13 protein-coding genes are annotated in these 14,227 nt (G+C 36.7%); 1 reads left to right on the forward strand and 12 read right to left on the reverse strand.

All coding sequences use genetic code 11. The features are described from left to right. Nucleotides 1-105: 105 nt before the first annotated feature. The 3 genes from trmL to ACFP65_RS11750 all read right to left on the reverse strand — a co-directional run bounded on the left by trmL (nt 106) and on the right by ACFP65_RS11750 (nt 3,017). Nucleotides 106-615: a tRNA (uridine(34)/cytosine(34)/5-carboxymethylaminomethyluridine(34)-2'-O)-methyltransferase TrmL gene (trmL, locus tag ACFP65_RS11740; RefSeq protein WP_379918822.1), complete on the reverse strand. Its 510-nt coding sequence runs from the start codon at nt 613-615 to the stop codon at nt 106-108. Between the two features lie 39 nt (nt 616-654). Further along, nucleotides 655-1,806, reverse strand: a complete 1,152-nt coding sequence (gene queG, locus ACFP65_RS11745; RefSeq protein ID WP_379918824.1) for a tRNA epoxyqueuosine(34) reductase QueG — start codon at nt 1,804-1,806, stop codon at nt 655-657. Nucleotides 1,807-2,189: 383 nt separating this feature from the next. Beyond that, nucleotides 2,190-3,017 (reverse strand): methyltransferase domain-containing protein, encoded by an 828-nt coding sequence (locus ACFP65_RS11750; protein WP_379918826.1) that lies wholly within the window; start codon nt 3,015-3,017, stop codon nt 2,190-2,192. 116 nt (nt 3,018-3,133) lie between these two features. On the opposite strand from ACFP65_RS11750, the gene ACFP65_RS11755 reads away from it, so the two are divergent. Further along, nucleotides 3,134-3,565: a DUF2188 domain-containing protein gene (locus ACFP65_RS11755; protein WP_379918828.1), complete on the forward strand. Its 432-nt coding sequence runs from the start codon at nt 3,134-3,136 to the stop codon at nt 3,563-3,565. 62 nt (nt 3,566-3,627) lie between these two features. Here the strand turns inward: ACFP65_RS11755 and arcA are convergent, their stop codons facing one another. From arcA to ACFP65_RS11800, 9 genes are all read right to left on the reverse strand, one after another. After that, nucleotides 3,628-4,857: an arginine deiminase gene (arcA, locus tag ACFP65_RS11760; protein WP_379918830.1), complete on the reverse strand. Its 1,230-nt coding sequence runs from the start codon at nt 4,855-4,857 to the stop codon at nt 3,628-3,630. 232 nt (nt 4,858-5,089) lie between these two features. Beyond that, nucleotides 5,090-5,410: a YtxH domain-containing protein gene (locus ACFP65_RS11765; protein WP_379918832.1), complete on the reverse strand. Its 321-nt coding sequence runs from the start codon at nt 5,408-5,410 to the stop codon at nt 5,090-5,092. A gap of 4 nt (nt 5,411-5,414) precedes the next feature. Further along, nucleotides 5,415-6,686, reverse strand: coding sequence for an aminotransferase class I/II-fold pyridoxal phosphate-dependent enzyme (locus ACFP65_RS11770; RefSeq protein ID WP_379918834.1), 1,272 nt, complete (start codon nt 6,684-6,686; stop codon nt 5,415-5,417). A 128-nt stretch (nt 6,687-6,814) separates the two neighbouring features. Continuing rightward, complete coding sequence (nth, locus tag ACFP65_RS11775; protein ID WP_379918836.1) at nt 6,815-7,474, reverse strand: endonuclease III; 660 nt, start codon at nt 7,472-7,474, stop codon at nt 6,815-6,817. A gap of 21 nt (nt 7,475-7,495) precedes the next feature. Next, nucleotides 7,496-8,209, reverse strand: coding sequence for a DnaD domain protein (locus ACFP65_RS11780; protein ID WP_379918838.1), 714 nt, complete (start codon nt 8,207-8,209; stop codon nt 7,496-7,498). Nucleotides 8,210-8,232: 23 nt separating this feature from the next. Continuing rightward, complete coding sequence (gene asnS, locus ACFP65_RS11785; RefSeq protein ID WP_379918840.1) at nt 8,233-9,528, reverse strand: asparagine--tRNA ligase; 1,296 nt, start codon at nt 9,526-9,528, stop codon at nt 8,233-8,235. Between the two features lie 35 nt (nt 9,529-9,563). Continuing rightward, nucleotides 9,564-10,037: a DUF5590 domain-containing protein gene (locus tag ACFP65_RS11790; protein WP_379918842.1), complete on the reverse strand. Its 474-nt coding sequence runs from the start codon at nt 10,035-10,037 to the stop codon at nt 9,564-9,566. Nucleotides 10,038-10,132: 95 nt separating this feature from the next. Beyond that, nucleotides 10,133-12,931 carry a helicase C-terminal domain-containing protein gene (locus tag ACFP65_RS11795; protein WP_379918844.1) on the reverse strand — a complete coding sequence of 933 codons (2,799 nt, stop codon included), beginning with the start codon at nt 12,929-12,931 and terminating at the stop codon, nt 10,133-10,135. Nucleotides 12,932-12,970: 39 nt separating this feature from the next. Beyond that, on the reverse strand, nt 12,971-14,191 hold the full coding sequence (locus tag ACFP65_RS11800) for a CCA tRNA nucleotidyltransferase (protein WP_379918846.1): 1,221 nt from the start codon (nt 14,189-14,191) through the stop codon (nt 12,971-12,973). Nucleotides 14,192-14,227: the final 36 nt, after the last annotated feature.

Genomic DNA, 14,227 nt, shown 5'->3' on the forward strand with positions numbered 1-14,227 from the left:
ATTATAAACAAGAATAAACCCTATAAGGATTGTAAAAAAGCACAATTCTTACAGGGTTTATTTGTATTTGAATATTTTAAGGGACTTTTGTCCCAGCCTCTTTTCTTACTTCAATTTGTCATTTTCATAAGTGTGCGTCAATTCAAGATCCAAGAACTTTTGTTGTCTAAGTGCTTCATAAATTAGAATATTCGCTGTATTAGATAAATTTAACGAACGTACATGCTGGTCGTTCATTGGAATACGCAAGCAATCTTCCTCATATTCTTTCATAAATGCTTCTGGTAAACCCGTTGTTTCTTTTCCAAAGATAAAGAAGTGATCTTGCGTTGTATCTGTGAAGTTTTCATCTGAATAAACCTTATTCGCAAACTTAGAAATCAGATAGAACTTCCCGTTCTTTGCATACTCAATAAAGGCTTCCAGATTTTCATGATAAGTAATTTCAACTTCGTTCCAGTAATCGAGTCCTGCTCGTTTTAATTGTTTATCTTCGGTACTAAACCCTAGCGGTTTGATCAAATGCAAGTGCGTATTTGTACCTGCACAGGTTCTGGAAATATTACCAGTGTTCGCTGGTATCAGTGGTTCGTATAATACGATATGATTTGGCATTTCATTATCTCCTTAATTCTCAAATACATTTATGATATTTTACAGATTTTCCTTCATTGAAGCAATTGCTGTAGTGAATTCTTCAATTGTTTCTGGATCCGTTTCTTTAGCTAAAGCTTCCTCAAGAAAAAAGATCACATCCGGATTCGCTTCCCTTTTCAAGATCATGGAAATGGCCCAAGCTGCCGTTCCTCTAATCATTGGACGTGGATCTTGATCAACGACTTTCAGTAACTCTGGAATCGCTGTACGGTCACGGTAATTGGCTAGTGCAATAATCGCATTTCTCTGCAGGGGCTTCTTCCCTCTCCAAGAACCAGCCATTTCTCCATAAGTCTCTTTGAATTCTTTGTTAGATATAGTTAGTAAAGGTTTTAATAACGGCATTGTTTTTTCGGGTTCGGGTTCCATTTCTTCATGAAAATGAGAATCAATCCCTTTATTGTAAGGACATACGATCTGACAGATATCACATCCATAAATGACATGCCCCATTCTGCGACGATACTCTTTGGGCATATAGCCTTTGGTCTGAGTCTGGAAAGAAAGACATTTCTGAGCATTCATCCGTCCGTCTCCGAGTAATGCTCCAGTAGGACAAGCTGTTACACATCGTGTACAATCCCCACAGCCGAAAGCGACCTCTTCATCGGGATCAAATTCAATATTTGTTATAATTTCACCTAAATAGACGTATGACCCAAATTCTTTTGTGATCAGCAATCCATTTCTACCGATAAATCCTAATCCTGCTCTTTGAGCTACTGCAACGTCGACTAGTTCACCAGTATCAACCATTGGCTTGAACTCAGTTTCTGAGCTTGTCTCTTCTCGGATATACTCAATTAAGCGGTCCATTCGGTCTCTTAGAACATCGTGATAATCCGTTCCCCATGACGCTCGAGCAAATTCTCCACGTCTCTCCCCTTTGACTCTCGGAGGCTTGGTACCCATCTTTGAAGGATAAGCTACAGCTATCGCAATAATGGACTTAGGCTTAGAAAATATTCTATCAGGATAGATCCGTTCTTCAATTACATCATGTTCAAAGCCGGAAGTATGACCTTTTTCTTTTTGTTTATGTAATTTATCTTCGAGGTCATAAAAAGGCTCTGCATGTGTGAACCCAATTTTATCTATTCCAATTTCTTGAGCCTTCAATTGTATTTTTTCTTTAAGCGCTAAAGTCATTACGGCTACCTCCTTTCATAATGGGGAATCGGTATAAATTATAACCTATTTTCCTTTAAACTTAAATATCGTAATGTAAAATTAATTACACAAAAAAACGTATCGCCTCGGTGTCAAGCACTGCGAAGCGATACGTTAATTAAGCTGTTGCTATTTCACATTTTTTTATCAGCTTCTGATGGGGTGACTGATAAAAACCAATGAATCAAATCAGCTTATGTTCCATATGATAACACTGGACTATAGCGAATGCAAGGTACAGGCGGAATTAATCTCGAAAATAAGGTAAAGTTCAACAATATTGTGAACTTTCAGTAAAGGGGTTTACAAAAAAATCATCTGCAAATATAAACAAAGCATATTATCCAGTTATTTTTTCCAAGTTAAGCTTTTGTCCCAACCAATATTTCCATTTCAATGGTCACACTTTTCAAACCTTTCAAATCAATTTGCTCAGATGCATTCCATCCTAGCGGAGTCATTTCAACCAACAATGGAACAAGTGATGGTTTCACATCATGCTTATATTGAATACTAATTCTTTCAGCACCTGGATAGTGATCAAAGAATTTTTCTACTACGTCTTTATTAGAATAAGCTTTTTCGTCATTACCAGTTAATTCTCTTACCTCAATAAGATAACGTTCTGATGGAATAACCTTAATCACCTGACCGCCTTTTTTCAACAATCGATCAAATTCACTATAATTTGACGGAGAAAGAATGTTGAAGATGGTATCGTAAGCATTTGACGCAAAAGGTGATCGAGCCAAGTCGGCTACACTCCAGAATGCTTCAGTATATAGAGCAGCTGCTAGCTGTATGGCATCTTTAGAAATATCAAAACCAATTTTTACACCTTCTAATCCCATCTCATGTAAATGGTGAAGATGAGAACCTTCTCCACAGCCAACATCCATGTGAACCCCATCTTTTTTTGAAACAGTCTGGAGGACTTCTTGTAGCATTGGATGCCAAAGCCCATCTTGGGCAATGATTCTTCTAGATTTAAGCATTTCACTACTATAATCATTGTGGGGTTGTTTCAAAAGGAAATGAACCGTTCCTTTTTTTGAAAGATTAAATGAATGGCCTTGAATACAAATCATCTGATGACTATTAACTTCTAGGAAATTATCCTGACATACTGGACATTGAAATAACGCACTATTTTCTCTTAAGAAATGAGCTGATTTTTCGATCTTTTTCATAGCAACCTCTTTTACTTATTTTCCTTCATATTATTTTAAAACATGAAGTCTAAATATTCGTCTTAATTCTATATTCATGATATAACGAAAAGAGAAAATATGAAAGGATGATTTGTATGCCATGGGATACTAAAGACTATCCAGATGCTATGAAGAATTTAAAAAATGTCGTACGCAAAAAGGCTATTGATATTGCGAATGCCTTATTGGACAATGGTTACCCAGAAGATCGTGCCATACCAATCGCTATAAGCCAAGCAGAAGACTGGTTTGACAAGTCAGATCATGATGAAATACAAGCTTTTGATTCGAATCAGAAACCGAGAAAAGATGACGATCACGAACATACTAGTAATGCCGATTTGCTAGACAATGATGTACTGGTATACTTTGAAGACAATGAATGGAAAGTTCGAACAAAAAATGCAAAAAGACCAGATTCCACGTTTGACACAAAAAAGGATGCTACAAATCGCGCCAAAGAAATTGCGGACAACAAAGAATCTAATGTTATTTCCTACACTAAAGACGGGAAAAAACAATCTTAAAATTCTAAAAGAATACCATCTTAGACTACCTTATCAGGTAAGGCTAGGATGGTATTCTTTGATTAATTTCTATTAAAAGGCATACTCATACATCTGGGGCCGCCACGCCCTCTTGACAGCTCACTTGAAGGAATTTCCAATACTTTAACACCGTGTTCTCTCATAAGATTATTTGAAACATAATTACGATTATATGTGACGACTACACCGGGTTCTATCGCTAAAGTGTTTGATCCATCGTTCCATTGTTCCCGAGGCGCAGCGATAGCATCCCCACCCCCACAAGGAATCAAAGCAATCTCAGGTAGGTTTAAAACTTGTTTAAGGACTTCAGTTAAATCTGAATGTTGTTTTAAGTGGATATCACCGTCTGACTTGCCAGGCTCTAAGATATAAACAGACATTTTACCATCAAGTCCCTGAATTCCTGGGTGAATTGTAAATTTATCCTTATCAATCATTGTAAAAACCGTGTCCAAGTGCATCATTGCCCGAACTCTAGGAATTTCAATTGCAACAACTTTTGAGAAGGTCGCATGCTTTTCAAACAAGGTCCGTGCCAGTTCTTCAATAGCAAGACCAGAAGTTCTCTGGGAAATACCGATTGCTAAAACATCGTCACTCAATACGAGTACATCTCCTCCTTCAATCGAGGTAGAAACGGTTCTGTCTCTCCAGACTTCCAAGTTAGATTGCTTGAATTCAGGATGATGTTTAACAATAATATCCATGAATAAAGATTCACGTTTTCTAGCCTTGTAGGTCATATTGTTAATAGAAATTCCATTATCTAGTATGTTCGCAGGATCCCTCGTATAGTACAAATTAGGCATTGGTTGCATTAAAAATAAAGAGCTTTTTTCATGGTCGGCTATCCAAGATAATGAGTTCGAATCAATATCAATCTCATCATTACGAACACCACCCATAATTTTATCCACTAGGTCTTGCGTAGAGAATGTCATTAGATAATTTTTTAGTTCCTTTGTAATATCTGACTCATAAACTCCAGACTCATTCATAAATTTATCAATAACCATTTCTCTAATTCCTGCAGCGTCAATTGCTTCTGCTACAAGTTTTTCAAGATACAATACTTCTGATCCATTATCTCTTAAAAGTTGCGCAAAGGCATCATGTTCTTGTTGTATTATTGGTAAATAAGGAATGTCATCAAACAAAAGATCATGCATTGTGTTGGGGGTCAGATTCTCTACTTCTTTACCGGGTCTTTTTAATAAAACAGAATTTAGTTTAGTGATTTCGGATTTCACGTTGAAGATCATACTCATTTTTGTCCTCCTGTAGCAAGTAGTTATAATCATTATAATAAAGACTTTTACTTGGAAAAACAATCAAAAGGAAAAAATGGTAAAAGATTCACTCTAAAGCTATTATTTGAATTTTTATACATAATGATTGGAATTTTAAACAATAAAAGAACCTTGATTTAGCATCCTCGAGCTAGAAAGCGTCGAAAGTACATTCATCAAAGTTCTATATTTTATCTAAGACTAAAGGCATTTATAGTTTAACATCAGGTATAACGACAGGATCATCTACCAGGGCCGTATTTTCTGGTGGTGCAGCGACCGTCTCTGGTGTAACCTCATATTGAACAGGTGGATTATATGACTCCGTATCTGTTAATTTTTCAGATACGGCAATTTCTGCTTCATCTAGCATTTCATCTAGTTTGATAACCATCTTATTTTTGGATTCATTTGCCTTATCTTTAATGTCTTCTTGAAGCGCATCTCCAGATTTCTGAGCTAATAAATAAGCTGAAGCTACTCCTATCGTACTCCCTAAAATAACGCCTAATCCAAAACTTCCTTTTGACATATTGTTATTCGCCTCCTAAAAAATTTTCTCCATATTTCTCAAGTGTTACGAGCTCGACACAAGTACACAAAGCCTCTAAGGCAACTTCTAGTTTATCTAATCCGATATAACTTGGTGCCAATCTGATACTATTATCAAGAGGATTGATACCGTATGGATAAGTTGCATTCGCTGGTGTTAATTGTATTCCAATTTGCTCCATTTTGTCCACTATTTCGGTTGCACAACCATTTGCGGTTGTAAGATGAACAAAGTATCCACCTTTTGGTTCTGTCCATTTCAGAAACTGACTTCTTTCTCCTCCAAAGTATGCTTCAAAAATCGCTTGTATCCATTCAAATTTAGGACGCAAGATGTCTGCATGTTTTTCCATCAATATCTCTATCGTTTCTTGATCTTTCAAAAAGTCCACGTGTCTCTTCTGGTTCAACTTATCAAAACTAATAATTTGTTTGCTGAGCTCTTCAGCAAATTTTAGGATATTTGTCTCCGATGCGCCTACTGCCGCCACACCAGCACCTGGAAAAGTCATTTTAGAAGTAGACACGAACATAAAGGGACGATTCGGTACACCAGCTTCTTTGCAAGCTTCTAATATATTGAATGCTTGTTCTTTTTCATCAAATAGATGGTGAACAGTGTAAGCATTGTCCCACATGATCAAAAAGTCATCCGCTGCCGTGTGCATATCTGCTAAGCGTTCAACGACTTCATCAGAGTACGTTTCACCAGTAGGGTTGCTATACGTAGGGACACAGAAAATCCCTTTAATGGAAGCGTCTTGTGAAACAATTTTTTCTACTATTTCCATATCAGGTCCTGAACCGGTCAGTTCTACTGGAATCATCTCAATGCCTAACCTTTCGAGCATAGAAAAATGTCTATCGTAACCAGGACTTGGACAAAGGAACTTAACTTTTTCTTCATTACTCCAGTTTGACTTTCCTGTGAACATTTGCATAACGAGCACACTATACATTAATTGAAGGCTTGAATTTCCGGCGACAATGGTTTCTTCAATCGACGTACCTAGTAAATTACTAAATAGTAATCTAGCTTCCTTGATCCCCATTAGTCCGCCGTAATTACGAATATCTTGCTCATCTTCACTAAGCCAATCAGAACTTACCATTTTGTCTAACAATGGTTTTGCTAACTCTAATTGCTTAGTAGACGGAATCCCCCTTGCTATCGTAATTTCAAATGGTCTATTTTGATAAGCCTTGTATTGCTCTCGAACTTGTTCTAATCTCGAAGTTTGTTGATGATTATCCATACTGATCCCCCTATAATGATCTTAAATAAGTAAAATGATGGAAAGATTTATGCTATTAGTATAACGTATTTAAAAGAATTAGAGAAATTCTTCAATTAAATTTCATTCTAAAAAAAAAGCAGAGTACATCATACTCTGCTTTTTGATTCTAAATTTTCTTTGATTCGCTGAATACATTGGTTATGATCATGCGTTCTTGCAGGACATTGATAGCGTCCAAAAAAGATCATACGATGATGGGCAATACTCCACAATTCTTCTGGTAATTTTTCCATCAAGCTATCTTCTACTTGGCGGACGGTTGCTTGCTGCGAACAAATATTGAATTTCTTACTAATTCTTTCTACATGTGTGTCAACGGCAATAGCTGGTTTATCGAAAGCAACACTCATTACTACATTAGCAGTTTTTCGTCCAACGCCGGGCAGACTTTCCAACTCTTTATGTGTAGACGGTACAATCCCATCAAATCGTTCTATCAATTCTCGAGAACAGTTTTTAACGAATTTTGCTTTATTACGGTAAAGTCCAATGGTTTTGATTTTATTCATGATGTCATCTAATGGAGCCTCCATCATCAATTCTGGGGTAGGATAAGCTTCAAAGAGTGCTGGGGTCACTTTATTTACAGCGATATCTGTTGTCTGCGCACTCATTATGACAGAGATGAGCAGTTCAAAAGAATTCTTGTGGTTTAATTCAGCTTTAGCCTCCGGAAATAACTTTCCCATAGCTTCAATCAATTTAGTTGTCTCTGAACTAGTCAGTAAAACTTCACTATCAGACATGAAAAGCTCCTTTTTAAATCTTTAATCTTTATATTCTTTGAGCCAGTCATACATAGGCACCGGTTTAGCAGTGTCTTGCTTTTGACCAGAGTCATTTGATTTATTTTGATTATTTCTGTGATTCTGAGATTCTTTAAGAACTTGATCTTTATTCTTAATGTTTTTCTTTTCCCAGCTTAATAAGATGCGATCAATATATTTCAGGCTGTAAACTTGACTCAATACCGCTTCTCTTAAAGCCATTTGAATAAGTTCGGGATCGTAATGGTCTTCATCGATCCACATATTTAACGTTTGGATTTCAATTGGAGATAAGGGTCTACCGAATTCTTGCTCAAATAAATTATACAAATCCTTAGAAGACAGCCGGGAGGTTTCTTGTTCTTGACGCTCCTGATCTTGTTTCATAAGCAAGATCAGCTTTTCCCATAGAAGATCAAATGACAGTTCATCTTGACTCTTGCCATCTTGTCCAGTCTTGGTTTCAATAGATAATACACTCTTATTGATCAAGTTGTGAATTTCTTTGAAAGCAGCCTCTCGTGTCAGCTCCATCCGTTCTGCAATTAAAGAGACATCAGGAAATCCTTCTCCTTGGTCCACAAAAGATTTTAATTGTATCAGGAAAACGAACTGGTCATTCGTTAATCCAATTTTCTTGTAATTTTCAAGTAAAAGGGTAGAAATCGAAACGTTTTTTGACTTTAACCACTTTTTCATTAATGCTTCGTTCAACGTTTTCACCCTTCCAAGTCACTTTACGGGTAGATTCTATTCAACAAACGTGGGAATGGAATGGATTCTCTAATGTGCTCTGTTCCTGATAACCAAGTAATCACACGTTCAAGACCTAATCCGAATCCAGAATGCGGGACACTACCGTATTTACGCAAATCAAGGTACCATTCGTAATCTTTGATTGCTAAGTTATGCTTCTCAAGTTCTTTTTCTAATGCCTCGTAGTTATCTTCACGCTGACTACCACCAATGATTTCTCCGTAGCCTTCTGGAGCGATCATATCCGCACAAAGAACGATATCTTCACGGTCTGGATGTGGTTTCATATAAAAAGGTTTAATTGCTTTTGGATAATTTAAAATGAATACAGGCTGATCGTACTGGTTTGCGATAAACGTTTCTTCTGGTGATCCAAAATCTTCACCCCAAGTCGTATCAAAATCATTTTTTTGAAGCAATTCAACCGCTTCGTCATATGAAACACGAGGATAAGGTAAATGAGTGTATTTTTTCAATAATTCTTTATCGCGATCTAATACGTCAAGTGCCATATCACAATTATCAAGAACACTTTGTACTAGGTAAGCAACATATTGTTCTTGAATTTCCAAAGACTGATCCTGATCCATAAAAGCCATCTCAGGTTCGATCATCCAAAATTCAATTAAATGGCGTCTTGTCTTAGATTTTTCGGCTCTGAAAGTCGGTCCAAATGAAAATACTTTTCCTAATGCCATCGCAGCAGCTTCCATGTATAGTTGACCACTTTGAGATAAGTAAGCATCATATTCAAAATACTTCGTGTGGAATAACTCAGTTGTATCTTCAGCTGCATTACCGGTTAAGATAGGAGGATCAACTTTCAAGAAACCTTCTTTGTTGAAGAATTCATAAGTTGCCCGAATCACTTCATTACGAATTTGCATGATTGCATGCTGTTTAGAAGAGCGCAACCATAAGTGACGATGATCCATCAAGAATTCTGTCCCATGTTCTTTCGGTGTAATAGGATAGTCTTTAGATTCACTAATGACTTCGATACCGTCGACATGAATTTCATAACCAAATTTAGAACGTGTATCCTCTTGAATCGTACCCGTGATCCAAACCGAAGTTTCTTGTGTTAGATTTTTAGCCTGTTCAAATACTGTTTCATCTACATCACTTTTGATAACAACACCTTGAAAATAAGCAGATCCATCTCTTAGTTGTAGGAAGGCAATTTTCCCACTTGATCTTTTATTTGCGATCCAAGCTCCTATGGTTACTTTTTCACCGATATGCTTAGATGCTTCTATGATTCTGATTTTTTTCAATGTTCAATCTCCTTATCCTAATTCAATTTTTAAATTTAAATATTATCGATTGTGCGGATCCATTCGCCATCTTGCAGCGAAAGGATATAATACCCTAATCGTCCATTTTGGTTACGGTAACTGATTTCCCATACAGGTCTCTGATTATCAATACCCATTCGAGCATTTAGTATTTTCTTAGGCTGTCTAGCTTCACGAGTCATTTGGACAGCTTGCTGTTTAGGAATTGTATCTGAAACATTCAGAGTTGTTGTTTCCTGAGTTTCCTGATTTGTAAACACGATAAGAGACTCACCTTCTTCTGTTTCACCTACGACAGTAAAGATTGTTTCTGTATCATTATACCAATAAAAATCTGTTGCTGAAACGATTTCTGAGTTAGCTATGGCGTACTCAATAGCTTGTTCTTCAGTATCGTTGTATAGCGCAACGGATTGTCTGTATATAACAACTGAACCAATAATGAGTACAATTAGAAAAACAGAAAGTCCTATAAAAAATTTTTTCACAGTGATTTCCTCGCAGTCCAGATTTTCAACTATCTAAGTATAGCAAAATAATGAATGGAAATAAATATCCGGTCACACATTCTATTGTACATTCACTATTTTCCTAAAAAGTTTTCTACTTTCTCGGCCATTTGAGATAAGTCTATTTTTTCAATTTCAACTTCTTTAGGCAGAACTTGTCTTAAGACATTCGCATAACTTGAATGAAGAAAGCGGTAATCCAAAACAATCAATACACCTTTATCATTCTCGGATCGAATGAGACGTCCAAAGCCTTGTTTCAATCTCATAACAGCTCGAGGTAACATGTCTTGAATAAAAGCATTTTGATTCTGATCCGTTAATTTTTTCAGCCTTAGTTTAACGGAGGGTTGGTCTGGTGAATCAAATGGCAGCTTCGTAATAATGACAATTTTTAACGTTTCACCAGGAAGATCAATACCTTCCCAGAACGTATCTGCACCAAGTAAAATGGCATTTTTACTTTTCTTGAATTGTTTGATCAGCTTTGACTTCGTTCCAGATAAATTTTGAGCTAATATTAATTTCTTTTCGAGCGATTTCTTGTTCTGTAATCCTCTATACACCTGTTGTAAAGAATCATTTGACTTAAAAAGGATCAGAGCATTTTCCGAGGTTTGTTTAACCGATTGCTCAATTGAATCAATCAGATATTTCAAAAAGTCTTCTTTTGAATAATCAGAAAAAGATTTTGCTTGTTCTGGCACGTAAACCCTAAGCTGCTCGTCATAGTGATACGGTGAAGAAAGTTCGATAAATTCTAGACTTTTTGAAGCGATTTGTTTTCTAAAGAAATCAATGGAACCATCATATGACAGTGAACTACTTGTGAAGATTGCATGGGTGTAACGCTCTAATTGTTTTTGCAGTGTTTCTTCTACTTCAAAACTCGCTCGATGAAATCTCAATGTTTTTTCTGGATGTTTAGAGTAATAGGAAATCCAAGAATAATCTGCATGATCATTCTGCTTGAATACCGTTTTTAAGCGATGAGCATCCAAAGAAATGGTATCAAGAATTTCTTTAAAAATACCTAAATTGAATTTTTCAGTAGCGGTTAGATTTTCGGCGTTTAATTCACCGCTCTGATAAATGTGATTTCCTACATAGACAATTTCGTATATCAGTCTCGTCAGTTCTTTAAGTTGGCGCTTCAAAGAAATTGTTAAGTTCGATAGTTGAATAGAGTGTTCTTTCCATTTAACGATAGATTGTATCGGTTCAATAGGTATCGACAATTGACTAAGCCACTGCTCTATAAAGTCATTCCATTCAGATTCAAATAACTGCCGATTAGATTCAATCGCTCGCACTTGATAATCTTTGATCACATCTTTAGCCACTAGATCATAAAGCATAGCCATAATCGAATGTTCTCTATCTTGACTACCTAATTTTTTTAGATGCGTAGCGAATGATCCAGCTGATATGGAGGTATTAGCAGCGTCTTGAATAACGTCAGGAAAGAAATGCGCTTCATCTATAATGAGCTTTTTGACATTAGAAAATAACGGTTGCTCTTTTTTCCAGTCTTGAACGAGAAAAGCATGATTCGTAACGATAATAGAAGCTTGCTTGAGTCTTTTTTCTGCACGCAGGAAAAAGTCATACTCTACCCATTTTTCCATTTGATTTTTTGAAAGTTCAGATTTACCTATACGAACCTCAGACCAAAAATCATGGCTACTATGTCCACCAGCACCAATTTCATCGATATCTCCAGTGACTGTTTCAGTTAGCCAGACCAGAACGCGCATACTGAAAAGCGTTTCAATGTCCTCTTTATTTATTACGCTTAATTTATAGTCAAAACTGGCCAAGGAAAGATAATTATGTCTCCCCTTTACTGAAGCAATCGCTAATTCAAAAGGTACAAGTCTTTCTAAGTAAGCAAGACTCTCTTCAATCATTTGACGCTGTAACACCGTTGTTTTAGTACTAATTAAAATGGGATCTTCTGGACTTGCTTCAAAGCTGGCCGGTAATAAGTAACCAAGAGATTTTCCCGTACCCGGAGGAGCTTCAATTGCCAGACCAGACTTTGGAGAAGAGTCTTTTAAATAATGATAAACGCTATCCATCATTTCTTCTTGAACGTCTCTTTTAGAATACTGTTCATCCAATAAATTGATCTTGTCTAGCGAAGAAGCAGGATATTGCTTATCAGTTCTATGGTTATAAGCGTTTATTGAGATTGAAGGATCTTGAATTGCAATGCCTTCAACGACAATTAATTGCTGATTTAAATCTGTCGCTTGTGACTTCATTTCTTCTAAAGCCTCTTCAAAAAATAAACGTGTTTCTGCGATACAGTAAACGGAAAGTTCTGCTAGTTTCTCCACCGTTGTAAGAGGAAGTGTTCGGAGTTTTGAGTCTATCTGGTTCAACAAAAATCCAGTTGCTTCTGCATCAAAAAGTGCATTGTGCGGACGGTCCAGATCATAGCCAAGCCACTCAACGATTTCTTGAAGCGCATAACTATTTGATGTTGGAAAAACAACTTGGGAAAGTTGCACCGTATCTATTGCAGGAATCTTTAGTTCAGAAACCCCAACTCTTTTAAACTCTTCGTTTAAAAACTGAAAGTCGAAAGCAACATTATGGGCAACAAATATCGTTTCTTCCAACATATTACGAAGTAAAAGGGCAATATCTTCGAAATAAGGGGCTGTTTTTAATTCTCTAGGATGAATGCCTGTTAATTCTTGGATACGTTTAGGGACACTTTTAAGAGGATTTACGAAGGTGTCAAAAGTTTCAATGATTTCTCCATTTTTCATCAGTACACAAGCAAATTGAATCATCCGATCTTTACCAATACTTCCACCAGTTGATTCTATATCTACAATTGCATAAATTTGATCTTTCTTCATATTCCCCTCCTTCCCAATAACCTCAAAGTTATTCTCAATTTAATTTTTGTCCGTTTCTGGAATCAGCGTATGCTGTTTTGTCCAGGTTATAATTTCTTGTTTCGAATTATTGAGTGTTCCAAGAACAACCGCTTCTTCAATATGGTTCAAAGCATCCCCTAACCACTTACCTGCTTTTGCATTCGTTAGCTTAAGCAGATCCTTTCCAGTTACTGCAAGATCTTGCTTGGAATAAATCGGTAGACTCTCATAAATGGAGAGAACAGCTTCTGAGTCAGCTGGATACTGCAAGAAACGGAGGATGTTCTCAGTTTCAAGTGCTAATTCTTTTCCAAGACGATAAATATAGAGCACGTCTGCAGAAGACGCCATTCTAAATTTCACCGATCGAAATAAAGACGTTACTTGCTGGATGAGTTTATTCGATAATTTCCACGACTTCATAAAAGCATTAAGCTGATGATCATCATATTCGTCTAGCAAAAGATACGCTGTCCAGATTTGTCTCTCATTCTCCAGTGAAGAGCCAATTTCAGAAAATTTTCTCAAAGCTTCTTTTTTTAGACCAGGACAAAACTCATACAAGTTTGACTCAATAAAATATACTAATCCTTTATATTTGAATTGGCCAAGGCACATCTTAATAAATTCTACTTGAATCCGTTCTATAGCAATATGTTCAAGTAAAGCCGTATTTTTTTTCAAAGCGCGCACGGTCTCTTCTTCAATATTAAATCCAAGTTGAGCCGAAAATCTTGTCGCTCTCATCATTCTAAGGGCATCTTCACCGAAACGTTCATCAGGCACGCCTACTGCTCGAATGACTTGATGATTCAGGTCATCTGTACCATTAAACAAATCAGTGATATAACCATCTTTATCCATTGCCAATGCGTTAATAGTGAAATCTCTTCTTTTCAAATCTTCTGCTAAAGAACGCACAAAAGTAACCGAATCTGGACGTCTAAAGTCCTGGTAGGTTGATTCGGTTCTAAATGTCGTAATTTCGTAAGTTTCTTTTTCCCATAGTACCATGACCGTACCATGCTCTATCCCAACATCTATCGTCTTCTTGAACAAGTTCTGGACTTCATTGGGAAATGCACTTGTAGCGATATCGACATCGTTAACGTCTTTACCGAGCATAGCATCTCGTACACTACCGCCAACAAAATAAGCTTCAAATCCAGCTTGCTCGAGGACGTTTAAAACGGGTAATGCCTTTATAAAAACTTCTGTTAAAACCAGTTTATTTCGCATGATAGTAAGGTTGCATCCAGCTTATAAGGACTAGCG

Source organism: Marinilactibacillus sp. GCM10026970, from assembly GCF_042660675.1.
In the GTDB taxonomy this organism is placed as follows: Bacteria; Bacillota; Bacilli; order Lactobacillales; family Carnobacteriaceae_A; genus Marinilactibacillus.

Coding starts and splice junctions, on each gene's coding strand:
- trmL (WP_379918822.1), bottom strand. CDS start 615: ATGCCAAATCATATCGTATTATACGAACCACTGATACCAGCGAACACT.
- queG (WP_379918824.1), bottom strand. CDS start 1,806: ATGACTTTAGCGCTTAAAGAAAAAATACAATTGAAGGCTCAAGAAATT.
- ACFP65_RS11750 (WP_379918826.1), bottom strand. CDS start 3,017: ATGAAAAAGATCGAAAAATCAGCTCATTTCTTAAGAGAAAATAGTGCG.
- ACFP65_RS11755 (WP_379918828.1), top strand. CDS start 3,134: ATGCCATGGGATACTAAAGACTATCCAGATGCTATGAAGAATTTAAAA.
- arcA (WP_379918830.1), bottom strand. CDS start 4,857: ATGAGTATGATCTTCAACGTGAAATCCGAAATCACTAAACTAAATTCT.
- ACFP65_RS11765 (WP_379918832.1), bottom strand. CDS start 5,410: ATGTCAAAAGGAAGTTTTGGATTAGGCGTTATTTTAGGGAGTACGATA.
- ACFP65_RS11770 (WP_379918834.1), bottom strand. CDS start 6,686: ATGGATAATCATCAACAAACTTCGAGATTAGAACAAGTTCGAGAGCAA.
- nth (WP_379918836.1), bottom strand. CDS start 7,474: ATGTCTGATAGTGAAGTTTTACTGACTAGTTCAGAGACAACTAAATTG.
- ACFP65_RS11795 (WP_379918844.1), bottom strand. CDS start 12,931: ATGAAGAAAGATCAAATTTATGCAATTGTAGATATAGAATCAACTGGT.
- ACFP65_RS11800 (WP_379918846.1), bottom strand. CDS start 14,191: ATGCGAAATAAACTGGTTTTAACAGAAGTTTTTATAAAGGCATTACCC.